The organism is Ruegeria sp. CH5 (genome assembly GCF_056537025.1).
This window is the reverse complement of record NZ_JBQFQT010000002.1, coordinates 501,573-524,329: the sequence shown is the minus strand read 5'-3', so window position 1 is coordinate 524,329 and position 22,757 is coordinate 501,573. Positions and strand designations below refer to the sequence as shown.

The following is a 22,757-nucleotide window of genomic DNA, read 5'->3' as shown; positions in this document are numbered from 1 at the left end:
CCTTAAGATTTCTGGAACATGGCGAGCATGCGCCGGGTTACGAGGAAACCGCCGAAGATGTTGATCCCGGCCATGAAGATCGACAGCGCCGCCAGCAGAATGACGAGGAAAGACCCCGACCCGATTTGCATCAACGCGCCCACGATGATGATCGAGGAAATCGCGTTGGTGATCGCCATCAACGGTGTGTGCAGACTGTGGCTGACGTTCCAGATCACCTGGAAGCCCACGAAGACGGCCAGCACGAAGACGATGAAATGCTGCATGAAGCTGGCAGGAGCCACCAGCCCCACCAGCAGCATCAGCGCACCGCCCACGCCCAGCAGGGTGACCTGTTGCTTGGTCTGCGCCTTGAAGGCAGCGATCTCTTGCGCGCGCTTTTCTTCGGGCGTCAGTTCCTTGACCTCGGCTTTGGGTTTGGCGGCGATGGCCTGCACCTTGGGCGGTGGCGGTGGGAAGGTGATCTCACCTTCGTAGGTGACGGTCGCGCCACGGATCACGTCATCTTCCATGTTGTGATTGATCTGACCGTCCTTGTCCGGGGTCAGGTCAGTCATCATGTGACGGATGTTGGTCGCATACAGCGACGAGGACTGAGCCGCCATCCGGCTGGGGAAGTCAGTATAGCCGATGATTGTCACGCCATTGTCGGTCACGACCTTTTCATCCGGCACGGTGCCTTCGACATTGCCTCCACGCTCGGCCGCAAGGTCCACAATGACCGATCCGGGCTTCATGGCCTTGACCATATCCTCAAGCCACAGCTTGGGGGCCGGGCGGTTGGGGATCAGGGCCGTAGTGATGACGATGTCCATCTCGGGCGCCAACTCGCGGAACTTGGCCAGCTGAGCATTGCGGAACTCCTCGGACTGAACCGATGCATACCCGCCGGTGGCCGAGCCATCCTGCTGTTCTTCTTCAAAGTCCAGATAGACGAATTCGGCGCCCATCGACTCGACCTGTTCGGCGACCTCGGGGCGCACATCGAACGCATATGTGATCGCGCCAAGCGACGTCGACGTCCCGATGGCGGCCAGACCTGCCACGCCGGCACCAACGATCAGAACCTTGGCCGGCGGCACCTTGCCCGCGGCCGTTACCTGGCCGGTGAAGAAGCGGCCAAAGTTGTTGCCCGCCTCAATCACCGCACGGTACCCGGCGATGTTGGCCATCGACGACAGCGCATCCATCTTCTGTGCACGGCTGATGCGGGGCACCATTTCCATCGCGATGACATTGGCGCCCTTGGCTTTCGCCAATTCCATCCCTTCTTCGTTCCCTGCCGGGTTGAAGAACGAGATCAGCGTCTTGCCCTTGGTCAGACGTTTCATTTCGGTCTCGGTGGGCACGCGCACCTTGGCGATGATGTCCGACGATTTCCACAAAGAGGCAGCTGTCTTGACGATTTCGACCCCGACGGCCTCGTAAGCCTCGTCTGAGAAACCGGCGGCAGCACCAGCCCCCTTCTCGATGGCGCATTCATAGCCCAATTTCTGCAGCTGCACGGCTGACTCCGGAGTCATCGCGACCCGGTTCTCGCCTTTCAGTATTTCCTTTGGCGTGCCTATTTTCACCGGCAAGTCCCCCTAATTTTCACTCTGACCGAGCGGGTGGTCGGTATTGTTTGTTAAGCAAAGATCTATCCTGCGCAACATTATTTCGCAAGCGCAGCATTCATTACGTTGTGTCACGGGTCGGCGCATTTCAGATCCACCGACGGGTTTTGCGTTCGTAACGCGCGAAATCCGCACGGAAGGTGCGGCGCAGGCGGTCCTCCTCAGGCAGGATGAACCGCCGTTCCAATACCCAGACGAACACAGGAACCAACACCAGCGACAACACGGCATCGAAGCGCAGGATCAACCCGGCAAGGATCAGGACATCGCCCAGATAGATCGGATTGCGGCTGCGCTTGTAGATGCCCGACTGCACCATTGCGGTGGGTGTTTCATGCGGAATGACCGTCGTACGGTGACGGCGGAATTCTACGATGGCCAGAACCGCCAGCAGGATACCCCCACCAATCAGCAACCCGCTTAGCAGGTCGGTCAACCCGCCTTCCAGCGACAGGCCGAGCGACAGATAACTGCCCTGCAACCAGGCCAACACCGCGAAGCCCAAAAGCCACAGTGGCGGTACGTCGATACGGCGCATGAGCATCCCTTTTGAACGACGACATGCACCGACACATGTCGCTTCCGGGCCAAGTCCTACCGCTTTCAGACCCCGATGGCAAAGCATCTTGGCCTTGCGGTCGAATATTGTGCACCCGGGCCACAAACAGGCGGGCGTGGACAGCCCGGCACCGATCCGATACCCCGGTTCGGACACAAGAAAACACCGGGATTTATCATGACCGACTTCGCCGCCACCAAAGCCATGTTCCACCTGCCGGAAGGAGTTCTGTATCTGGACGGCAACTCGCTGGGCCCTCTGCCCAAGGCGGCGGCCGCAGAGGTACAGAAGATGCTGACCGAGGAATGGGGCCAGATGCTGATCACCGGGTGGAACAAGGCCGGGTGGATGGGCATGCCGACCGACCTGGGCGATCGGATCGGCCGCCTGATCGGCGCCGCGCCCGGTACGGTCGTGGTCGGCGACACGCTGTCGATCAAGGTCTTTCAGGCGGTTGCCTCGGCGTTGGAGCTGAACCCGGGGCGCAAGGTGGTCCTGTCGGACAATGGCAACTTCCCTTCCGATCTCTACATGGCTGACGGGCTGCTGCGCTCGCTGGGCGAGGAGTACGAGCTTCGGGTCGTGGACCCCGAGACCGTGGCCGAGCACATTACCGATGAAGTCGCCGTGCTGATGCTGACCGAAGTCGACTATCGCACCGGCCGCAGGCACGACATGAAGGCGCTGACCGATCTGGCCCATGCGCGCGGCGTCATCACGGTGTGGGATCTGGCCCACTCAGCCGGGGCCATCCCGGTGGACCTGGCCGGCTGCAACGCCGATTTCGCGGTCGGGTGCACCTATAAATACCTCAACGGTGGTCCGGGCGCCCCGGCCTTCATCTATGTCGCTCCGAAATGGGCGGACACCGCGCGCCCGGCCCTGTCGGGCTGGCTGGGACACGAGGCGCCGTTTGCCTTCGATTTGGACTATCGCCCCGGCGCAGGCATCGAGCGCATGCGCGTCGGCACGCCACCGGTGATCCAGATGACCGCGCTGGCCGCGGCGATGGATATCTGGGACATGGCCGACATGGATAATGTGCGCGCCAAGTCCATCGCCCTGACCGAACAGTTCATCCAGCAGGTCGAGGCGACCTGCCCCGATCTGGAACTGGCCAGCCCCCGCGACCCCGCGATGCGTGGCAGCCAAGTCTCGTTCCGGTTTGCCGACGGGTACGCGGCGATGCAGGCCTTGATCGCCCGCGGCGTGATCGGGGATTTCCGCGCGCCCGACATCATGCGGTTCGGCTTCACGCCGCTGTATATCGACGAATGCGACGTGTCGCGCGCCGTCGAGATCCTGACTGACATCATGCAGAACCGTTTGTGGGACAGACCGGAATTCAAGGTCCGGCAGCGGGTTACCTGACCTCAAGCCCCGCGCCGATCAGCGCGGTCAGCTGGGCGATGCGCTGCTCGAACTCCTCGGCGTTAGAGGCGGTCATCTTGATCCCCTTCAGCGCGGCGGTGATGGTCCGCGCGGTCTCGGCCGGACCGTCCGGCAGGCGCACGCGACCGGCCGCCAGTTCGCGCTTTAGCCATTCAGCGTAGAGATCCGCCAGCGCCGCCTCGCCCTCGGCCACGATGTCGGCAGCGGTGGACTTGCTGGTATCCAGCATCTCCAGCCCATGCGGCGAGGCCAGTATGGCCGCCATCCCGGCGATCTGCGAGTCAATCGCCCGCGCCAGGATCTCGGACACCGCTCCGTCGCCCTGCAGCGCATGTGCCACCGCCGCGATCTTTTCGGCGTAATGCGCCTGTGTCAGGCTGCGAACGATGGCATCTTTGTTCTTGTAATGCAGATAGACCGCTGGACGGGACATGCCCGCGCCACGCGCTATGTCATCCATCGAGGTCTTGCGGAACCCATAGGCGGAAAAGGCCTGAAACGCCGAAGTCAGGATCGCCTTTGCCCGTGTATCATCCAGTTTTTCCGCCATGAATTGACCTCTGACAGTTTCGCGCGAAATTGTCAATTGACGCACTGACATTTCTCATCAATTATGTCAGAAACCAGCCACAGCCAAAAGAGGTACGCCATGGCGACCACGCTGACGATCAACGGAAAGCCACATCAGGTCGATCTGCCCGACGATGTCCCCCTTCTTTGGGTGCTGCGCGACGAGGTGGGCCTGACCGGAACCAAATTCGGCTGCGGTGTGGCCGCCTGCGGAGCCTGCACGGTGCAGATCGATGGCGAGGCCGTCCGCTCGTGTCAGGTTGCTCTGTCCGATGTCTGGGGCGAGGTCACCACGATCGAAGGGTTGGGGACGCCCGACAACCTGGCCACGATCCAGCAGGCCTGGGTCGACCATCAGGTCGCGCAATGCGGCTATTGCCAGTCGGGGCAGATCATGCAGGCCGCCGCGCTGCTGGCCGAAAACCCTGCCCCCTCTGACGAAGAAATCGACGAGGCGATGCAGGGCAACCTGTGCCGCTGCGGCACCTATCCCCGCATCCGCGCCGCGATCCACGACGCCGCCGCCAAGATGAAGGAGGCCTGATCCATGGCCAGCATCGGAAAAATCCTGCGCCGCACCTTCCTGATCGGGTCTGCCGCCATCGTCGGCGGCGTGGCCTTCGGCGTCTATTACGTCAACCGTCCCGCCAAGAACCCGCTGAAACCGGGCGACGGCGAAGCGGCCCTGAACCCCTTCATCCTGATCGACCAGAACGGCGTGACCCTGTTCGCGCCCCGCGCCGAGATGGGCCAGGGCGTCAAAACCACATGGGCTGCCCTGATTGCCGAGGAACTGGACGTGGATCTGGATCAGGTCACCGTTCTGCACGGACCAGCGGCGGCGGCCTATTACAACTCGGCCCTAATCGGCGAGAGCCTGCCCAACAAGGGCTATGACGTCTCGAACTTCCAGCACAATCTGGGCGAGGCCCTGGGCGTGATCGGCAAGGCGCTCAGCCTGCAGGTCACCGGCGGCTCGACCTCGATGAAGGACGGGTTCGAGCGAATGCGCGCGGCTGGTGCCTCCGCCCGCGAGACGCTGAAACAGGCCGCCGCCGACCGACTGGGGGTGGATCGGGCTCAGTTTAAGACCGCTTCGGGCCATGTCATCGCGCCTGATGACAGCAAGATCGCCTATACCGACCTGGCTGCAGACGTGGCTCAGATGGAACCGATTGAGGCAGAGCTGCGCGACCCGTCCGAGTGGCGTTATCTGGGCCGGACCCTGCCGCGTCTGGACATGGTGGAAAAGGCTACCGGCACCGCCCAGTTCGGCGTTGACGTGCGCCTGCCCGGCATGAAATTCGCCAGCGTCCGGATGAACCCCAAGCTGGGCGGCCAGATGAACGGCTTTGACGACAGCGCCGCCAAGGCAATGCCTGGTGTCGAAAAGGTTGTCGATCTGGGCAACGGTGTTGCGGTGATCGCCACCAACACCTGGCTTGCCAACCAGGCGGTCGAGGCCATCGACGTCGATTGGGGCGAGGCCCCCTATCCGCCCGAAACCGACGCCATCTTTGCCGAGATCGCCAAGGCCTTCGACGCGGATCCGAACTCGACCATGCGCGATGACGGCGATGTCAGCATCGTTCCCGAAGGCGCGACCGTGATCGACGCTGAATACACTGTCCCCTACCTGGCCCACGCCACGATGGAACCGATGAACGCCACCGCGCTGTTCACCGGCGACGCCTTGGAACTGTGGTGCGGCAACCAGGCCCCCACGCTGATCCAGTTCCGCGTTGCCAACACGGCCAGTTTGGACACCGAAGCCGTCCAAATCCACACCACCTATCTGGGCGGCGGGTTTGGTCGCCGCGGAGAGCTGGATTTCGGCGACATCGCCACCAAAATGGCCATGGCGATGCCCGGCACTCCGGTCCAGACCACCTGGAGCCGCGAAGAAGATATGCGTCACGACTACTACCGCCCCGGTGCGATGGCGCGGATGCGCGGTGCGGTTCAGGATGGCAAAGCAGTGCTCATCGATGGTGCGGTCGCCGCGCAGTCCTGCACGCAGCAAGCCGTCGAGCGCTATACCGGAATGCCCGGCGCTGGCCCGGACAAGGTTCTGGTCGAAGGGTTCTTCAACCAGCCCTACGCGGTGCCCAACTATCGCATGAGCGGCCATATCGCCGACCTGAAGATCCCGGTGGGTTTCTGGCGCTCGGTCGGCAACAGCCACAACGGTTTCTTCCACGAGACCTTCATCGACGAGATGGCCCATGCCGCCGGACGCGACCCGCTGGAGTTTCGGCTGGAGCTGATGCGCGACGAACACGCGCCCTCGGCCGGGTGCCTTGAGGCGGTGCGCGACATGTCCGGCTGGACGGGCAAGACCCCCGATGGTGTGGGCTGCGGCGTGGCCCTAACTTACAGCTTCGGCACCCCTGTCGCGCAGGTGATCGAGGTGGTCGAAGAAGACGGCACCATCCGCATCAGCAAGGCTTGGATCGCCTGCGACATGGGGCTTGCGCTGGACCCCGAAAACGTCAAGGCGCAAATGTTCGGCGGCATGATGTATGGCCTGTCGGCGGCTTGTTACGGCGAGATCACCTTCGCCGATGGCGAGGTCGAACAGATGAACTTCCCCGACTATGACGCGCTGCGCATGCACACCGCGCCGCAGGTTGAGGTTCAAGTGCTGGAAACCAACCGCTTCATGGGGGGCGCGGGTGAACCCGGCACGCCGCCCTCGATGCCGGCGCTGGGCAACGCACTGTTCGATCTGACCGGCCAGCGCGCCCGGACTCTGCCGCTCAACAAACAGTTCAACCTGCTGGTGTGAAACGAAAAAAGACCGGCGCGGTGATTGCCGCGCCGGTCTTTTGAAGAAATCCGAGAGCCGATTGTCAGGCCGATTGCCGCACCGGCGTCGGCATTGCACTTGCCGACCAAGCCCGCACCGCGTCGCCGAAAGCCTGAAACAGAGGCCGCGACACCGGGTCATTCGCGGCATCCCATTCCGGGTGCCATTGCACCGACAGGGTGAACCCGGGCGCATCCTGGATATAGATCGCCTCGGGCGTACCATCCGGCGCGTGGCCGTCGATCACCACGCCCTTGCCCACCGTCTTGATGCCCTGCCCGTGCAGCGTATTGGTCATCACCTCACTGGCACCGAACAGGCGGTGGAACACCCCGCCCTCGGTCAGCTTGACCACATGGCGCAGGGCGAATTTCTCTTCCAGCGTGCCATCGGGCGGCATGCGGTGGTTCATCCGGCCGGGCAGATCGCGGATTTCCGGGTACAGAGTGCCGCCCATGGCCACGTTGACCTCCTGGAAGCCCCGGCAGATGCCCAGAAAGGGCTGGCCGCGTTCCACGCAGGCCCGTACCAGCGGCAGGGTGATTGCGTCGCGCGCCCGGTCGAATTCGCCATGCGCATCGGTCGCCGGTTCGCCATATTCCTCGGGGTGAACGTTGGGACGGCCACCGGTCAGCAGGAACCCGTCGCAAACCTCAAGCAGCTCGGCCACGTCGACATAGCGCGGGTCGGCCGGGATCAGCAGCGGCAGACAGTTCGAGACATTCGCGACCGCGTCCGAATTCATCGTGCCCCCCGCATGGGTGGGGTACTGGTCGTTCATCAGATACGAATTGCCGATGATGCCAACGACGGGTCGGGACATTGTGCTACCTTGCTGTTTTACTTGAACTGGTCGGAAATTATCCGCCCCTTCAATAACGTGCAACAAAACACGCCCTGCACCATGGCGCAAGGACGTGTTCAGATACGCACATATTGTTCCCGATTTCCGCAGAGCGCGGGACGAATTTCCCGAAACAGGCGGCCGCGGCGGGACGGCGCTTGTGCAGATCAGGTCTCGCCGGTCAGCCCGGCGGCCTCGATCCCGGCCATGGCGGCAGCGGCGTCGTTGTCCGAGGTGTCGCCGGTTACCCCGACTGCCCCGATCACCGCGCCCTTGCGGTCGCGCAGCAGTACGCCGCCCGGAACCGGTACGACCTGCCCGCCATAAACCCCGTTCACCGCAGCCATGAAATAGGCCTGCGCCTCGGCCCGCTGCATCTGGGCGGTGCCTGCCATGCCCAGCATGACCGATCCATAGGCCTTGCCATGAGCAATCGCAAACCGGCCGGGGGCGGCACCGTCCTCGCGCTCGAAGGCGATGACATGGCCACCGGCGTCCAGCACCACCACCGACAGGGGTTTCAGGTCCATCTCGCGCCCTTTCTCAAGGGTTTTGCGAATGATGGTGCGGGCCTTTCTGAGTGAAACCGACATGATCTTGTCCTCTGTCTGCGGTGGTCTGCCCCGGTTCTAGCCCTGACTGGCCTTCAGTTCCAGCCGCCGCGCATGCAGGACCGGCTCGGTATAGCCCGAGGGCTGCACCCGCCCCTTGAACACCAGATCGCAGGCGGCCTGGAAGGCGATGCCGTCGAACCCCGGCGCCATGGGCCGATAGGCCGGGTCGCCAGCGTTCTGCCGGTCAACCACGGCGGCCATCTTCTTCATTGCGGCCATAACCTGATCGGCGCTGATCACGTCGTGATGCAGCCAGTTGGCCAGCGCCTGGCTCGAGATCCGGCAGGTGGCGCGATCCTCCATCAGACCCACATCGTTGATATCGGGCACCTTCGAGCAGCCGACGCCCTGATCGACCCAGCGCACGACATAGCCCAGGATGCCCTGCGCGTTGTTCTCGATCTCGCGGGTGATTTCATCGTCGCTGAGGTTGCGGCCGCCCAGCAGCGGGATGGTCAGCAGATCGTCAAGCGTGCCGCGCGGGCCTCCGGCGGCTATCTCATCCTGACGGGCCAGAACGTCCACCTTGTGATAGTGGGTCGCGTGCAGGGTCGCTGCGGTGGGCGACGGCACCCAGGCGCAGGTCGCACCGGCCATCGGGTGGCCGATCTTGGCCTCGAGCATCTCGCCCATCCGGTCGGGCATGGCCCACATGCCCTTGCCGATCTGCGCCCGGCCTTTCAGCCCGCAGGCCAGCCCGATATCGACATTGCGATCCTCGTAGGACTGGATCCACGGCGTATTCTTCATGTCGCCCTTGGGCAGCATCGGCCCGGCCTCCATCGAGGTATGGATCTCGTCCCCCGTCCGGTCGAGGAACCCGGTATTGATGAAGGCCACCCGCGATTTCGCGGCGCGGATGCACTCCTTGAGGTTCACCGAAGTCCGGCGTTCCTCATCCATGATGCCCAGTTTCACGGTGTTGCGTGGCAGGCCCAGAATGTCCTCGACCATGTCGAAGATTTCGACCGAGAACGCCACCTCTTCGGGTCCGTGCATCTTGGGCTTGACCACATAGACCGAACCGTGGACCGAGTTGCCGCCATCACGCTGCAGGTCGTGCATGGCGATCAGCGTGGTGCAGAGCGCATCCATCAACCCCTCGCCGATCTCGTTGCCTTCGGCGTCCAACACGGCGGGGTTGGTCATCAGGTGCCCCACATTGCGCACCAGCATCAGCGACCGGCCCTTGAGGGTGCCGGCCGATCCGTCGGGCCGGGTAAAAGCGATGTCCTCGGACAGTTTGCGGGTAAATGTCCGGCCGCCCTTCGTGACCTCTTCGGTCAGGTCACCCTTCATCAGGCCCAGCCAGTTGCCGTAGGCCACGACCTTGTCCTCGGCATCGACACAGGCCACCGAATCTTCGCAGTCCATGATGGTGGACAGGGCCGATTCCAGGCGCACGTCGGAAATGCCCACCGGGTCCGAGGCGCCGATGGTGCTGGACGGATCGATCATGATCTGGATGTGCAGGCCGTTGTTCTTCAGCAGCACGAAGTCCGGGGCCTCGGCCGCACCGCCGAAGCCCACGAATTTCCCGAGTTCGGCCAGCGCCGGGACCAATGCGCCGCCTTCGACCTTCAGACCGGACACATCGGCCCAGCTGCCTTGGGCCAGCGGCACGGCCTCGTCCAGAAACGCCTTAGCCCACGCGATCACCCGCGCACCGCGGGCCGCGTCATAGCCGCCCTTCTGCGGCAGGTCGCCCATCGCGTCGGTGCCATACAGCGCGTCATACAGGCTGCCCCAGCGGGCATTGGCCGCGTTCAGGGCAAAACGCGCATTGGTGATCGGCACCACCAGCTGCGGGCCGGGCGTCGCGGCAATCTCGGGGTCGACATTCGCCGTGTCGATTTGGAAATCGGGGCCTTCATCCAGCAGATAACCGATTTCGCGCAGGAACGCCTGATACTCAGCCATGTCGATGGGTTGCCCTTTGCGCGCAAGGTGCCATGCGTCGACACTGCCCTGGATATCCGAGCGCTTTTGCAGCAAGTCGCGGTTTTTCGGGCCAAACTCGGACACCATCCGCGAAAGTCCAGCCCAGAATGCGTCGGGCTCAACGCCGGTTCCGGGAAGCGCGCGTTCCTCGATGAAATCGATCAGAACCTGATCTACGTCCAATCCGCTCCGGATAGCTCTGCCGCTCATGACTCGAATCTCCTGCCCTTCGTGTGCCGTTGTATGCAGTCTTCAATTAGGGGCATTGTTTCCGATAGGCAACTTGCCGCTGCATCAATCCGCCTTTCAATTCCGCCTGAAACAGCTTCAAACCGTGCAAGGTAATGCCGCCCAGACCCGCCTGCTTGCAGCGCCACGGCGATCCTCCTAACGTCGCGCGGGAACACACCGACACGAGGCCCCAGATGCGCGACGCCGCTCCCACCACGATCTACCTGTCCGACTATTCGCCCTTCGGTTTTCTGGTCGACAGCGTTCACCTGACATTCGATCTGGCCCCGCACGCAACGCGCGTGACATCGCGCATCGCGTTCCGGCCCAATCCGCAGGCCACCGACCGCACGTTCTTTTTGCACGGTGAAGAGCTGAAGCTGATCCGCGCCAGCATCGACGGCACCCCGATCGCTCCTGACGTCACCGAAATGGGCCTGACCGCAAGCGTCCCCGACGCGCCGTTCATTTGGGAGGCCGAGGTCGAGATCGACCCCGGCAACAACACCGCGCTCGAAGGGCTCTATATGTCCAATGGCATGTACTGCACCCAGTGTGAGGCCGAGGGGTTCCGCAAAATCACCTTCTATCCCGACCGGCCTGACGTGATGACCACCTTCACCGTGCGCATCAACGGCGACCTGCCGGTGCTGCTGTCGAACGGCAACCCGACGGGCAAGGGCGAAGGCTGGGCCGAATGGACCGACCCTTGGCCCAAGCCCGCCTATCTGTTCGCTCTGGTCGCCGGCGACCTGCTTGCCCATTCCGACAGTTTCACCACCAAATCGGGGCGGCATGTGGAGCTAAATCTGTGGGTCCGCCCCGGGGACGAGGGCAAATGCGCCTTTGGCATGGAGGCCCTGAAGCGGTCGATGAAATGGGACGAGGATGTCTATGGCCGCGAATATGATCTGGACGTGTTCAACATCGTCGCCGTGGATGATTTCAACATGGGCGCGATGGAGAACAAGGGGCTGAACATCTTCAACTCGTCGGCGGTGCTGGCCAGCCCTGAAACCTCGACCGATGCCAATTTCGAACGGATCGAGGCGATCATCGCGCATGAGTATTTCCACAACTGGACCGGCAACCGCATCACCTGCCGCGACTGGTTCCAGCTGTGCCTGAAAGAGGGGCTGACCGTGTTCCGCGACGCACAGTTCACCTCGGACATGCGCTCGGCCGCGGTCAAGCGCATCCATGACGTGATCGACCTGCGCGCGCGCCAGTTCCCCGAGGACAACGGGCCGCTGTCGCACCCCGTGCGCCCCGAAAGCTTTCAAGAGATCAACAACTTCTACACCGCGACCGTCTATGAAAAAGGCGCCGAGGTGATCGGCATGCTGAATACGCTGGTGGGGGACGAGGCCTATTCCAAGGCGCTGGATCTGTATTTCGAACGCCATGACGGGCAGGCCTGCACGATCGAGGACTGGCTGAAAGTGTTCGAGGACACGACCGGCCGCGACCTGACACAGTTCAAGCGGTGGTACAGCCAGTCTGGCACGCCCCGGGTGAAGGTCGAGGAGGATTGGGCCGACGGCACCTATACCCTGACCCTGTCTCAGAGCACCCCAGCCACGCCCGGCCAGCCCGAGAAGCTGCCGCAGGTGATCCCCGTGGCCGTGGGCCTGCTGGGTCCGAATGGCGACGAGGTGCGCGGCACCGAGGTGCTGGAACTGACCGAAGCGCGCCAGAGCTTCACCTTCGAGGGGCTGGCCGCGCGGCCCGTCGCCTCGATCCTGCGGGGGTTCTCGGCGCCGGTGATCCTTGAACACGACCGCCCGAACGCCGAACGCGCGTTTTTGTTGGCCCATGACACTGATCCGTTCAACCGCTGGGAGGCCGGACGGACGCTGGCGCAGGATACCCTGCTGCGCATGATCACCCAGGACGCGGCCCCCGATGCCGAATACCTGGATGGTCTGCTGGCCGTTCTGCGCGACGCCGATCTGGACCCGGCCTATCGCGCGCTGATGCTGGGCCTGCCGACCCAATCGGAACTGGCCGCCGCGCTGCACGAACAGGGCGAAACGCCCGACCCGATGGCGATCTGGCGCGCGGTCGAGACTCTGCGCCAGGCCACCGCCCAGCACATGCAGGACCTGCTGCCCCGCCTGCACTCCGAGGCGCTGGTCGATGGCCCTTATTCGCCCGAGGCCGAACAGGCGGGCAAGCGCGCCCTGGGCAGCGCCGCGCTGGCCCTGACCACCCGGCTGGACGGCGGTGCCATGGCGGCCGAAGTCTATGCCAAGGCCGACAACATGACCCTGCAGCTTAGCGCTTTGTCCTGCCTGCTGCGTGCTGGCAAAGGTCAGGCGGAACTGGCGGCTTTCTACGACCAATGGCGCCATGACCGGCTGGTGTTGGACAAATGGTTCGGGCTTCAGGCCTCGCTGGCCGCCCCGGACGATGCGCCGCGGATCGCCCGCGCCCTGTCCGAGCATCCGGATTTCAACTGGAAGAACCCCAACCGGTTCCGTGCGCTGATGGGTGGGCTGGCAATGAACCATGCCGGGTTCCACCACGCCAGCGGCGAGGCCTACGCCCTGCTGGCCGACTGGCTGATCCGGTTGGACCCGGTCAACCCGCAGACCACCGCGCGCATGTGCACCGCCTTCCAGACCTGGAAACGCTATGACGCCGACCGTCAGGACCTGATCCGCGCCCAACTGACCCGCATCGCCGAAACCCCGAACCTGTCGCGCGACACGACCGAGATGATCTCGCGCATCCTCGGGGCATGACGGCGCCCGAGGGCTCCGGGTTTCGCTTTACCCGCCACAACCGGTCGCCCCGCAGCATCGTCATTCTGGCGGCTGTCTATGCGGGGCTGCTGGCGCTGGTGTTGGTTTTCGACGCGGCCTGGTGGCTGATCGGGTTGCTGGCGCTGGGCACCCTGCCCGCGCTGTGGGACGTGCTGCGCGACACCGACGCCGGGCTGAACCTGGACCCGGTAAAACTGCGCTGGCATTCGGGCGCTCGGCAGGGCGAGATCGACGTGACCGAGATCGACTTCTTCCGCTTCGACACGCGCTGGGACTTCTCGGTGCGCGTGTCGATCATCCTGACCAACGGCAAACGCCTGCGCCTGCCCGACGAAGCCCTGCCGCCGCACAAACAGCTGGAACAGGCGCTGCAACAGGCTGGATTTCGGGTTGACCGACACCATTTCACGGTATTCTGAAACGATTCACGGAATCCGCGTCGATTGATCCTGTCTGATCCATTGAAGCAGAAAGTTTAATGTTAGAATCCTTGAACTGGTCACAATTCCGGTTCAGAATTCATCGTTAGTTAACAAGTTTGTACAGTTTCGAGTGTTTTCGATGTTCCGGTCGTTCTGGGCAGGTCTTGCCCGTATCAATCCCATATCAAGTCACGTGGCTCCGGTTTCGGACGCGGGTTCCCGCTGTCTGGAAGATGTCGGGCGTCTCAATATTCCCGTTGCGGAACTGGGTGCGGCTGACCTGATCGGGCGGGACATGATCGAACGCGGGCGCCATCTTGCTCGGCAGGATCGTTGGGCCGAACTGTCAGCCGAGATCCGGGCCGCGGACCAAGCGCGGACAACAGCCCCGGACGGGCTGCCCATCGCCGATCTTCTGGCGTTTGGCGCGCGATCGGATGTTGTCCTGGCCGCCGAACACGCGCTGTCCGACGGCTGTGCGATCGCCGAGTACGACCTGCTAGGCGGTATTTCCGAGCTTGAGGGTGTGAAACAAGATCATCCCGATGATCCGATGATTGCTCTCATCGTCGCCCTGGCCCACATCGATCTGGCATGGGCGTGGCGTGGCACGGCTCTGGACGCGGCGCTGCCGCCGCTGCATCGTTCACGCTGTGCTGCACATTTTGACCGGGCTGCAGCCATCCTGCCCGAGTGCCGCAAGGCGCTGCCGGACAGCCCTGTGGTCGCCGCCGCCGACTGTGCCCTGCTGGCTGGTCAGCGCACCCAGCGGGCCCGGGTGGCGGATCAGTACGAACGCCTTATTTCGCTGGATCCGCGAAACCATCGACACATGCGCGCGATGGGCAGCCACCTTCTGCCGCGATGGTTCGGCAGCTATGAAGAGCTTGAGGTGCAAGCCCTGCGCAATGCCGCGAACACACGCGACACGTGGGGTGCGGGCGGATACACATGGGTTCAGTTCGACGCAATTGCATTGGATGAACAAGCCTGCGCGCGGCTGGACGTCGAGTATTTTCTGGAAGGTCTGCGCGACATTGTGCAACGGATGCCGGACCAGCAAACGATCAATCTGCTGGCCTCGTATTGCGCGATCACGGTGCAGAATGGGTTCGGTCTGGATGACAAGGCCGATCTGGTCCGGTCCCAAATCCGGGAGGCCGCCCAATGGCTGATCCGCGATCATTTGACCGAACTGCACCCGCTTATCTGGGCCCACGCGGCCAACGGGTTCAACAACTCGGTCCGCGTCAACTCACCCGAGCGGTTCGCGGCACGTGGACAGCGTGACGCCTTGCGCGCCATCGGTGATCTGTTCCGCGAGGAATTGCGCAACGGGACCGACGTGACCTTCACGCCTTCAGGTCTGCAACTGACCAGCCACTGAGAATTGCGTCTCGGCACCCTTTGCCCCTTGCCCCTTGGCCTTGCCGGGCATAATACCCATGCCTGAACTTCTGCGGAAATGAGGCGCGCCATGCTCGACTTGACCTATGAACTGCCCAAACCCAAGACCATCGCCGGTGCCAAACACGACTGGGAACTGGTGATCGGGATGGAGGTGCACGCGCAGGTCTCGTCCAATGCCAAGCTGTTCTCGGGGGCATCGACCAAATTCGGGGCCGAGCCGAACTCGAACGTGTCTTTCGTGGATGCGGCCATGCCGGGCATGCTGCCGGTGATCAACGAATTCTGCGTGGAACAGGCAGTGCGCACGGGTCTTGGCCTGAAAGCGCAGATCAACCTGAAATCGGCCTTTGACCGCAAGAACTATTTCTATCCCGACCTGCCGCAGGGCTACCAGATTTCCCAGCTCTACCACCCGATCGTCGGCGAAGGCGAAGTGCTGGTGGAACTGGGCGACGGCACCGCGCGCATGGTGCGCATCGAGCGCATCCACATGGAGCAGGACGCGGGCAAATCGATCCATGACATGGATCCGAACATGTCCTTCGTCGACCTGAACCGCACCGGGGTCTGCCTGATGGAGATCGTCAGCCGCCCCGACATCCGCGGCCCGGAAGAGGCCGCCGCCTATATCGCCAAGCTGCGCCAGATCATGCGTTATCTGGGCACCTGCGACGGCAACATGCAGAACGGCAACCTGAGGGCCGACGTGAACGTGTCGATCTGCCGTCCGGGCGACTATGAGAAATACATGGAAACGCAGGACTTTTCGCACCTGGGCACGCGTTGCGAGATCAAGAACATGAACTCGATGCGGTTCATCCAGCAGGCCATCGAGGTCGAGGCGCGCCGCCAGATCGCCATCGTCGAGGCCGGCGGCAAGGTCGAGCAGGAGACCCGCCTGTATGACCCCGACAAGGGCGAGACGCGCTCGATGCGGTCCAAGGAAGAGGCGCATGACTATCGCTATTTCCCCGATCCCGACCTGCTGCCGCTGGAAATCGAGCAGGCTTGGGTCGATGACATCGCAGTCAAGCTGCCCGAGCTGCCGGACGAGAAAAAGGCCCGTTTCATCAACGATTTCGGCCTGACCGACTATGACGCATCGGTGCTGACCGCCGAGGTTGAATCGGCCGTGTACTTCGAAGAGGTCGCCAAGGGCCGCAACGGCAAGCTGGCCGCGAACTGGGTCATCAACGAGCTGTTCGGCCGCCTGAAGAAAGACGACCGCGACATCACCGACTCGCCGGTTTCGCCCGCACAGCTGGGTGGGATCATCGACCTGATCGCCTCGGACGCCATCTCGGGCAAGATCGCCAAAGAGCTATTCGAGATCGTCTACACCGAAGGCGGCGACCCGGCGCAGATCGTCGAAGAGCGCGGCATGAAGCAGGTGACCGACACCGGTGCCATCGAGGCTGCTTTGGACGAGATCATCGCTGCCAACCCGGCCCAGGTCGAGAAGGCCAAGGTGAACCCGAAACTGGCCGGCTGGTTCGTCGGACAGGTGATGAAGGCCACCGGCGGCAAGGCCAACCCCAAGGCGGTCAACCAGTTGGTTGCGCAGAAGCTGGGCCAATAAGGTCTTTCGGTTTGTACAGGCCGGGCAACTGGGTTTGTCCGGTTTGTACAGATTTTGCCCGGAGTTGTTGACGCTTTCAGGGCCCGAGGCAGCGCTTGACTCGGGCGGCCGGTTGCGGCCTTTGTCTTGGCCAGAGAGGTGAGGTGCAATGCAGAACAGATTTGACCAGGAGCTGGAGGACCGGCTGGTTCGATATGCGGCCATCGACAGCCAGAGCGACGAAAACTCGCCCACCACCCCCAGCACGGAAATCCAATACGACATGCTGAACCTGCTGCAGCAGGAGCTGGCAGAGATGGGCGCGCAGGATGTGACCATGACGGGCTATGGTGTCGTTCTGGCCACCATTCCGGGCACCGCGACAGGGCCGACCATCGGCTTTCTGGCCCATGTGGACACCGCGCCGCAGTTCAACGCGACCGGGGTCAAACCGCGGGTCATCAAAGGCTACAATGGCGGCGACATCACCTTTCCCGACGATCCGTCACTGGTGCTGTCCCCGGCCGAGTACCCTTATCTGGCCAGTAAGGTCGGCGACGACCTGATCACCGCCTCGGGCTCCACGCTGCTGGGCGCCGACGACAAGGCGGGCGTGTCGATTATCATGACGATGGCCCGGCACCTGCTGGCCGATCGGACGATCGCGCACGGACCGATCCGCATCGCCTTTACCCCCGACGAGGAAATCGGCCGGGGTGTGACCGAGGCGCTTCCCAAGGATCTGGGCGCCGACTTCGCCTATACGCTGGATGGTCAGCAACTGGGCGAGATCGAATATGAAAGCTTCTCGGCCGACCGGGCAGTGATCAGGATCGAGGGCGTTTCCATTCACCCGGGTCTGGCCAAAGACAAGATGGTGAACGCGACCCACCTGGCGGCCAAGATCGTGCAGACGCTGCCGCAGGCCACCATGACCCCCGAAGTCACCGACGGGCGCGAAGGGTTCATCCATGTGACCGATCTGAACGGCGGCTCGTCCGAGATGGAGATCAAGCTGATCCTGCGAGATTTCGAGATGGACGGGCTGGAAGCCAAGGGCGAGCTGGTGCGCAAGGTCTGTGATGCAGTACAGGCCAGCGAACCGCGCGCCAAGATCAGCGTCGAGATCAGCCACCAATACCGCAACATGCGCTATTGGCTGGAAAAGGACATGACACCGGTGGATCTGGCGCGCGAGGCCTGCCGCGAAATGGGGATCGATCCGGTCTCGGTTCCGATCCGCGGCGGCACCGACGGGTCGCGCCTGACCGAGTTCGGCATCCCCTGCCCCAACATCTTTACCGGCATGCAATGCATCCACGGGCCGCTGGAGTGGATCTCGGTCCAGGACATGGCGGTGGCAACCGAGCTGTGCCTGAAGATCGCCTCGAAGGCGACGCAGGGGGAAAGCCACAGTCGAGGCTGAAATTCGCCGGGGCGCGAAGTTTTCTGTTCCCCGTCCCTGACGGAACGATACATTGCCCGCCAACACCAGTTCAGGAACCATTGATGCAGCGTTACGAATACAAGGTCGTCCCGGCCCCCAAGAAAGGCACCAAAGCCAAAGGGGTCAAAACGCCCGAGGGCCGGTTTGCCGTCACTATCGAGCATTTGTTGAACGAGTTGGGTGCGAAAGGCTGGGAGTACCAGCGCGCCGAGCTGCTGCCCAGCGAGGAGCGGGTCGGCCTGACCGGAACCGCAGAAAACTGGCGCAATGTTCTGGTGTTTCGCCGTGCGGTCGAAACCGAAGTCGCCAACGACGACATCGCCGCACTCCTGACCCCGCCAGAAGAGGATGACACTCCTCTGGCACGACCGGTTCCTGGCCCGGACGATGCGGCTGCGGCCGGTCAAGTCGAGGCTCCGGCCCGCATCGCGCAGGATCATGACGACCCGCCGTTGACGCTGAAGCCGGCCAAGTCAGAAGATGCCCCCAAAGCGGATGCCGAGGACGAAAAAGAAAAGCCCGACAGCTAGGCGAAGGCCGCGTCAGGCCGGCGCGGCACCATAGGCGTTTTCGGCCTGCTCGCTGGGTTGAATGTAGAAATACAAAAGGATCAGCGTGCCGATCAGCGGAATCAAACCGATCAGGATCCACCAACCGGACCGCCCGGTGTCATGCAGACGGCGCACACCCACCGCGATGTTCGGCACGATCACGCCCAACGAGACTAGCCACGACAGCGGTTGACCGGCTTCCGAAGCGAAGGCATCGAAGCCCAGCAAAGGCGCCACCACCGCACCGTCTATCAACTGTGTGACAACCAGCACCAAAAAGAGCGCCAACACCCACCACCAGAACTCGGAGCGCGGCGCGCGCCCCTGAAAGGTTGCGTATTTTGACAGCACCGTACGAACGGCGTGGCTCATCTGTTCCATAGTTTCCTCCGCGCAAATCACGGGAAACATAGCAGATTATTGAAAAAAGCCGACAATAATCGACAACGTCGGGCGAAAGGCTTCAGTCACCGATGTCCAAAGCCAGGGCGTGGATGCGCGGAACGATGTCGCCCAAGGCCTTGTGAACGGCCCGGTGACGCGCAACGCGGGACTGCCCCTGAAACGCAGCAGCGCGGATTCGGACGTTGAAGTGGCTTTCGCCGCCTTCCTGAAACCCTGCGTGGCCACGGTGGCGTTCACTGTCATCCACGACCTCCAGTTCACGCGGGTTGAACTCGGCCTGCAGTCGCTGGCGGATTTCGTCGGTCACGGTCATTTTTACGCTCAGCGGCAAATATTTTGCCGCGCCCCTCTTCTACTTTCGATCACTTAGATTAAACTGCTGCCTCCGAGTCGAAAAGACGCGTTCATGAGGATGAGCATATGGTGAAACCAGATCCCTTCGGATTCGACATGTCGGTGTCCAGCGCCAAGAAGAAAAATCCGCGCGGGCGTCGGGGCATGTCGGGCGCGTCCGAGACCTCGACCCGGGTCTGTGACCACGAAGGATGCCAGGAAGCTGGCAAGTTCCGCGCGCCCAAGGCACCGGATGTGCTGGACGACTTTTTCTGGTTCTGCCAGCAGCACGTGCGCGAATATAACCAGAAGTGGAACTTCTTCGACGGCACCACCGAGGCCGAGCTTAACGCCCAACGGTCGAAAGACAAAGTGTGGGAACGCGAAACCAAGCCGATGGGCGATCCCGAGGCGCGGGCTTGGGCCCGGCTTGGCATCGAAGATCCGCATCAGGTTCTGGGCGAAAACGCAACCAAGAACCCCGGTCGGGCCGCAACAGGCCGTCGTCTGCCGCCTACTGAGCGTCGTGCGATCGAAATCCTCGAAGCCAAGGACACCTGGACCAAGGCCGAGGTTCGCAAAGCCTACAAAAAGCTGATCAAGGTGCTGCACCCGGACATGAACGGCGGCGACCGCAGCCAGGAAGAACAGCTGCAGGAAGTCGTCTGGGCCTGGGATCAAATCAAGGACAGCAGAAACTTCAAATAGCGGTTTTAGTGCGCGAACGTATCGCGTAACGCAGCAGCTTCGGGGCGTTTTAGGCAACGTACGCGCGTTTGCTCAAAAGCGGATGCCGCGTTTCGCAGTTCGGGAAATAGCACACGGAGTTCCTCGGCATCCTCCCGATCGAAGGACATCACCGCCATTTCACCTAAAAACAGACTTTCAGTTGGCAAACCATTCGACAACAGTATCGCGTGGCGACAGCAAGCAATGTGGTAGTATGTAACGGGATCATAAGTATTTACTTGGCGAATTGTTTGTTCGTTAACGAGATGAACTGCCGCGGCGAAAACTTTTGGCTCTCCAAACAGCAACTCTGCGCGCCAACCCTCCACGACAATCCTATGTTGTGGAGAAACGTACAAATCTCGGTCAGGCAGTCCTTTTCCGAATGCACCTTTCTGAATGCAAACCGGACGTAACTGGGGGTTTCGCTTCAAAGCTTCTGCCTGCAGGGTCTTCTCTCCGATCCACTCGATGCGTAGCAGTTCACCACTGGAAGCACGCACTTTGTCACCAACAGCGAGTTCCTCAACAGCGCGACAGCCACTTTCAGTTTCAATCAATGTCCCTTTCACGAAACACGGCACCGTTCCAGCGGGCAACCTAACGGTTACCCCAATCGAGGCATTGTTGCCATTTCCAGGCCCGCTGGAGGCTCTGACGATCAAACTCAGAGTTGTATTTGGGGGAACAATAACCCCCGGCTGCAGGTCCACTGTTAGTAAACCAGCACTGGAAATCGTAACCGAGTAATCTGAAGGGGAAAGAAGTCCGTCATCTGTTACAGATACAAACCAAGACGCTGGCTTGCTGGAGTTGTAGTCCACAGAAAATGTGTCCGTGTTCGGAGGAAAGAAAATCCTCGTTGGACCGGTAATTACTAAAGCCATGGCAACCTTTTACTCAAACTAAGTCCGAAATAGTGTACCACCTCCACAACACATTTCAATATCTGCACGTGACGAGCTGCAAGTTGTGAAGATTTCTTGTGGCATTTGCCCGAGGTCACTTTCCAGTTCGCCGAAAGTGTTGCCCTGCCTAGTTTCTACACGTCCTTAGGATGACGCTGAATCCAGAAACTGCCATCTCGACGTCTGGTATTGCCACCTGACAGTTCAGGCTCGCGACTAGCAAAGAAATCTGCTGTGTACTTGAGCAACTTGCAAAAAGCCCCATGAGACCATTTTTCATATGTCTGATAAGGTCATTTTCAACATTTGGATTATTGAATACTTACCTGCATACAGCATTTCCGACACATGGATCGGCATGTGCGTCCGAACAGGCCGCAGTGCCTTTGTTGACAAACGCGGCTTGACCTGCACCTGGTACGCGTCGCGACCAAGGATCGCCCGCGCGTCAATAGGGCCAGTTTGAAAGAAAAACCTGCTCACCTTTCCAAGGGGGCCGCTTTCCCTTGCCCTTATCTGCAATATGTTGCACCACACACGGGTTCAAACCCGGCAAAACGGGCCAAAGGATAAGGACAAGGCGAATGGCTGACGGATCGACCGATATCAACGCAAAACCCACCGAAGAGATCTCGGTCCGTGACGTGTTCGGGATCGACAGCAATATGTCCGTCAAAGGGTTCGCCGAAAGCAGCGACCGCGTGCCGGCAATCGACCCTACCTACAAGTTTGATCCCGAAACCACGCTGGCAATTATGGCCGGGTTCACTCACAACCGCCGGGTGATGATCCAGGGCTATCACGGCACCGGTAAATCGACCCATATCGAGCAGGTTGCTGCGCGACTGAACTGGCCTGCTGTGCGCGTCAATCTGGACAGCCACATCAGCCGGATCGACCTCATCGGCAAGGATGCGATCAAGCTGCGTGATGGCAAACAGGTGACTGAATTCCACGAGGGCATCCTGCCCTGGGCGCTGCGCAACCCTGTGGCCATCGTGTTCGACGAATACGATGCAGGCCGCGCCGACGTGATGTTCGTGATCCAGCGGGTTCTGGAGCATGACGGCAAGCTCACCTTGCTGGACCAGAACGAGATCATTACGCCCAACCCCTATTTCCGCCTGTTCGCCACTGCCAACACCGTCGGCCTGGGTGACACCACCGGCCTGTATCATGGCGTTCAGCAGATCAACCAGGCCCAGATGGACCGCTGGTCGCTGGTGGCGACGCTGAACTATCTCAGCCACGACGCCGAGGTCATGATCGTTCTGTCCAAGGCGCCGCATTACAACACCGAAAAAGGCCGCAAGACCGTCAGCCAGATGGTCACCGTTGCCGACCTGACCCGGACGGCGTTCATGAACGGCGATCTGTCGACCGTGATGAGCCCGCGTACCGTTATCAACTGGGCGCAGAACGCCGAGATCTTCCGCGACGTGGGCTACGCCTTCCGCTTGTCTTTCCTGAACAAATGCGACGAGTTGGAACGGCAGACCGTTGCCGAGTTCTATCAGCGTTGTTTTGATGAAGAACTGCCGGAAAGCGCGGCCAGCGTGAGCCTGGGTTGATGGCATCGATTGCGCCCAGATCGGGCGCAACGCCCCCGGCGGGGACATCGGGGGCCAGATGAAGACGGGGTCCGGCCAC

The 22,757-nt window shown here is 61.8% G+C and carries 20 protein-coding genes; 11 read left to right on the top strand and 9 right to left on the bottom strand.

Going from position 1 to position 22,757, the window contains the following annotated elements; all coding sequences use genetic code 11:
- Window positions 1–2: 2 nt before the first annotated feature.
- On the bottom strand, window positions 3–1,574 hold the full coding sequence (locus ACR0JC_RS09950) for a Re/Si-specific NAD(P)(+) transhydrogenase subunit alpha (protein WP_170340345.1): 1,572 nt from the start codon (window positions 1,572–1,574) through the stop codon (window positions 3–5).
- 130 nt (window positions 1,575–1,704) lie between these two features.
- Window positions 1,705–2,154: a methyltransferase family protein gene (locus tag ACR0JC_RS09945; protein ID WP_170340953.1), complete on the bottom strand. Its 450-nt coding sequence runs from the start codon at window positions 2,152–2,154 to the stop codon at window positions 1,705–1,707.
- A gap of 198 nt (window positions 2,155–2,352) precedes the next feature.
- Between ACR0JC_RS09945 and kynU the strand changes: the two genes are divergently transcribed.
- A complete protein-coding gene (gene kynU, locus ACR0JC_RS09940) occupies window positions 2,353–3,546 on the top strand; it encodes a kynureninase (RefSeq protein ID WP_170340951.1) in 1,194 nt (397 codons plus the stop codon).
- Here the strand turns inward: kynU and ACR0JC_RS09935 are convergent.
- Window positions 3,539–4,117, bottom strand: a complete 579-nt coding sequence (locus tag ACR0JC_RS09935; RefSeq protein ID WP_170340949.1) for a TetR/AcrR family transcriptional regulator — start codon at window positions 4,115–4,117, stop codon at window positions 3,539–3,541. The two genes, kynU and ACR0JC_RS09935, sit on opposite strands and share 8 nt — an antisense overlap.
- 99 nt (window positions 4,118–4,216) lie before the next feature.
- Between ACR0JC_RS09935 and ACR0JC_RS09930 the strand changes: the two genes are divergently transcribed.
- Entirely contained in the window at window positions 4,217–4,681 is a 465-nt protein-coding gene (locus tag ACR0JC_RS09930; RefSeq protein ID WP_149774764.1) for a (2Fe-2S)-binding protein, read from the top strand.
- 3 nt (window positions 4,682–4,684) lie between these two features.
- A complete protein-coding gene (locus ACR0JC_RS09925; RefSeq protein WP_480763861.1) occupies window positions 4,685–6,925 on the top strand; it encodes a xanthine dehydrogenase family protein molybdopterin-binding subunit in 2,241 nt (746 codons plus the stop codon).
- 64 nt (window positions 6,926–6,989) lie between these two features.
- Here the strand turns inward: ACR0JC_RS09925 and ACR0JC_RS09920 are convergent, their stop codons facing one another.
- The 3 genes from ACR0JC_RS09920 to ACR0JC_RS09910 all read right to left on the bottom strand — a co-directional run bounded on the left by ACR0JC_RS09920 (window position 6,990) and on the right by ACR0JC_RS09910 (window position 10,555).
- Window positions 6,990–7,769 carry a gamma-glutamyl-gamma-aminobutyrate hydrolase family protein gene (locus tag ACR0JC_RS09920; protein ID WP_170340945.1) on the bottom strand — a complete coding sequence of 260 codons (780 nt, stop codon included), beginning with the start codon at window positions 7,767–7,769 and terminating at the stop codon, window positions 6,990–6,992.
- A gap of 188 nt (window positions 7,770–7,957) precedes the next feature.
- Window positions 7,958–8,383, bottom strand: coding sequence for a GlcG/HbpS family heme-binding protein (locus ACR0JC_RS09915; protein WP_093964871.1), 426 nt, complete (start codon window positions 8,381–8,383; stop codon window positions 7,958–7,960).
- Between the two features lie 36 nt (window positions 8,384–8,419).
- Window positions 8,420–10,555, bottom strand: coding sequence for a malate synthase G (locus tag ACR0JC_RS09910; protein ID WP_170340943.1), 2,136 nt, complete (start codon window positions 10,553–10,555; stop codon window positions 8,420–8,422).
- Between the two features lie 215 nt (window positions 10,556–10,770).
- Here ACR0JC_RS09910 and pepN point away from each other — a divergent pair, with 215 nt between their 5' ends.
- From pepN to ACR0JC_RS09880, 6 genes are all read left to right on the top strand, one after another.
- Window positions 10,771–13,323, top strand: a complete 2,553-nt coding sequence (pepN, locus tag ACR0JC_RS09905; protein WP_170340941.1) for an aminopeptidase N — start codon at window positions 10,771–10,773, stop codon at window positions 13,321–13,323.
- Window positions 13,320–13,763: a hypothetical protein gene (locus ACR0JC_RS09900; RefSeq protein WP_170340939.1), complete on the top strand. Its 444-nt coding sequence runs from the start codon at window positions 13,320–13,322 to the stop codon at window positions 13,761–13,763. Before pepN ends, ACR0JC_RS09900 begins: the two co-directional genes overlap by 4 nt.
- Before the next feature lie 196 nt (window positions 13,764–13,959).
- Window positions 13,960–15,153 (top strand): hypothetical protein, encoded by a 1,194-nt coding sequence (locus tag ACR0JC_RS09895; RefSeq protein ID WP_260065246.1) that lies wholly within the window; start codon window positions 13,960–13,962, stop codon window positions 15,151–15,153.
- A gap of 90 nt (window positions 15,154–15,243) precedes the next feature.
- On the top strand, window positions 15,244–16,755 hold the full coding sequence (gene gatB / locus ACR0JC_RS09890) for an Asp-tRNA(Asn)/Glu-tRNA(Gln) amidotransferase subunit GatB (protein ID WP_170340937.1): 1,512 nt from the start codon (window positions 15,244–15,246) through the stop codon (window positions 16,753–16,755).
- 148 nt (window positions 16,756–16,903) lie between these two features.
- Window positions 16,904–18,160: a peptidase T gene (pepT, locus tag ACR0JC_RS09885; protein ID WP_170340935.1), complete on the top strand. Its 1,257-nt coding sequence runs from the start codon at window positions 16,904–16,906 to the stop codon at window positions 18,158–18,160.
- A gap of 83 nt (window positions 18,161–18,243) precedes the next feature.
- Window positions 18,244–18,711 (top strand): DUF4177 domain-containing protein, encoded by a 468-nt coding sequence (locus ACR0JC_RS09880; RefSeq protein WP_093964865.1) that lies wholly within the window; start codon window positions 18,244–18,246, stop codon window positions 18,709–18,711.
- Between the two features lie 12 nt (window positions 18,712–18,723).
- Here ACR0JC_RS09880 and ACR0JC_RS09875 read toward each other — a convergent pair whose 3' ends face one another.
- Window positions 18,724–19,104, bottom strand: coding sequence for a DUF805 domain-containing protein (locus ACR0JC_RS09875; RefSeq protein ID WP_254433921.1), 381 nt, complete (start codon window positions 19,102–19,104; stop codon window positions 18,724–18,726).
- Between the two features lie 91 nt (window positions 19,105–19,195).
- Window positions 19,196–19,450, bottom strand: coding sequence for a BolA family protein (locus ACR0JC_RS09870; RefSeq protein WP_093964863.1), 255 nt, complete (start codon window positions 19,448–19,450; stop codon window positions 19,196–19,198).
- Window positions 19,451–19,557: 107 nt separating this feature from the next.
- Between ACR0JC_RS09870 and ACR0JC_RS09865 the strand changes: the two genes are divergently transcribed.
- A complete protein-coding gene (locus tag ACR0JC_RS09865; RefSeq protein WP_170340931.1) occupies window positions 19,558–20,178 on the top strand; it encodes a J domain-containing protein in 621 nt (206 codons plus the stop codon).
- A 5-nt stretch (window positions 20,179–20,183) separates the two neighbouring features.
- Here ACR0JC_RS09865 and ACR0JC_RS09860 read toward each other — a convergent pair whose 3' ends face one another.
- Complete coding sequence (locus ACR0JC_RS09860) at window positions 20,184–21,023, bottom strand: Hint domain-containing protein (protein WP_170340930.1); 840 nt, start codon at window positions 21,021–21,023, stop codon at window positions 20,184–20,186.
- A 668-nt stretch (window positions 21,024–21,691) separates the two neighbouring features.
- Here ACR0JC_RS09860 and cobS point away from each other — a divergent pair.
- Entirely contained in the window at window positions 21,692–22,678 is a 987-nt protein-coding gene (gene cobS / locus ACR0JC_RS09855; RefSeq protein ID WP_480763856.1) for a cobaltochelatase subunit CobS, read from the top strand.
- Window positions 22,679–22,757: the final 79 nt, after the last annotated feature.

Coding starts and splice junctions, on each gene's coding strand:
- ACR0JC_RS09945 (WP_170340953.1), bottom strand. CDS start 2,154: ATGCGCCGTATCGACGTACCGCCACTGTGGCTTTTGGGCTTCGCGGTG.
- ACR0JC_RS09925 (WP_480763861.1), top strand. CDS start 4,685: ATGGCCAGCATCGGAAAAATCCTGCGCCGCACCTTCCTGATCGGGTCT.
- ACR0JC_RS09865 (WP_170340931.1), top strand. CDS start 19,558: ATGGTGAAACCAGATCCCTTCGGATTCGACATGTCGGTGTCCAGCGCC.
- pepN (WP_170340941.1), top strand. CDS start 10,771: ATGCGCGACGCCGCTCCCACCACGATCTACCTGTCCGACTATTCGCCC.
- ACR0JC_RS09880 (WP_093964865.1), top strand. CDS start 18,244: ATGCAGCGTTACGAATACAAGGTCGTCCCGGCCCCCAAGAAAGGCACC.
- pepT (WP_170340935.1), top strand. CDS start 16,904: ATGCAGAACAGATTTGACCAGGAGCTGGAGGACCGGCTGGTTCGATAT.
- cobS (WP_480763856.1), top strand. CDS start 21,692: ATGGCTGACGGATCGACCGATATCAACGCAAAACCCACCGAAGAGATC.
- ACR0JC_RS09900 (WP_170340939.1), top strand. CDS start 13,320: ATGACGGCGCCCGAGGGCTCCGGGTTTCGCTTTACCCGCCACAACCGG.
- ACR0JC_RS09935 (WP_170340949.1), bottom strand. CDS start 4,117: ATGGCGGAAAAACTGGATGATACACGGGCAAAGGCGATCCTGACTTCG.
- gatB (WP_170340937.1), top strand. CDS start 15,244: ATGCTCGACTTGACCTATGAACTGCCCAAACCCAAGACCATCGCCGGT.
- ACR0JC_RS09875 (WP_254433921.1), bottom strand. CDS start 19,104: ATGAGCCACGCCGTTCGTACGGTGCTGTCAAAATACGCAACCTTTCAG.
- ACR0JC_RS09915 (WP_093964871.1), bottom strand. CDS start 8,383: ATGTCGGTTTCACTCAGAAAGGCCCGCACCATCATTCGCAAAACCCTT.
- ACR0JC_RS09870 (WP_093964863.1), bottom strand. CDS start 19,450: ATGACCGTGACCGACGAAATCCGCCAGCGACTGCAGGCCGAGTTCAAC.
- ACR0JC_RS09930 (WP_149774764.1), top strand. CDS start 4,217: ATGGCGACCACGCTGACGATCAACGGAAAGCCACATCAGGTCGATCTG.
- ACR0JC_RS09910 (WP_170340943.1), bottom strand. CDS start 10,555: ATGAGCGGCAGAGCTATCCGGAGCGGATTGGACGTAGATCAGGTTCTG.
- ACR0JC_RS09920 (WP_170340945.1), bottom strand. CDS start 7,769: ATGTCCCGACCCGTCGTTGGCATCATCGGCAATTCGTATCTGATGAAC.
- kynU (WP_170340951.1), top strand. CDS start 2,353: ATGACCGACTTCGCCGCCACCAAAGCCATGTTCCACCTGCCGGAAGGA.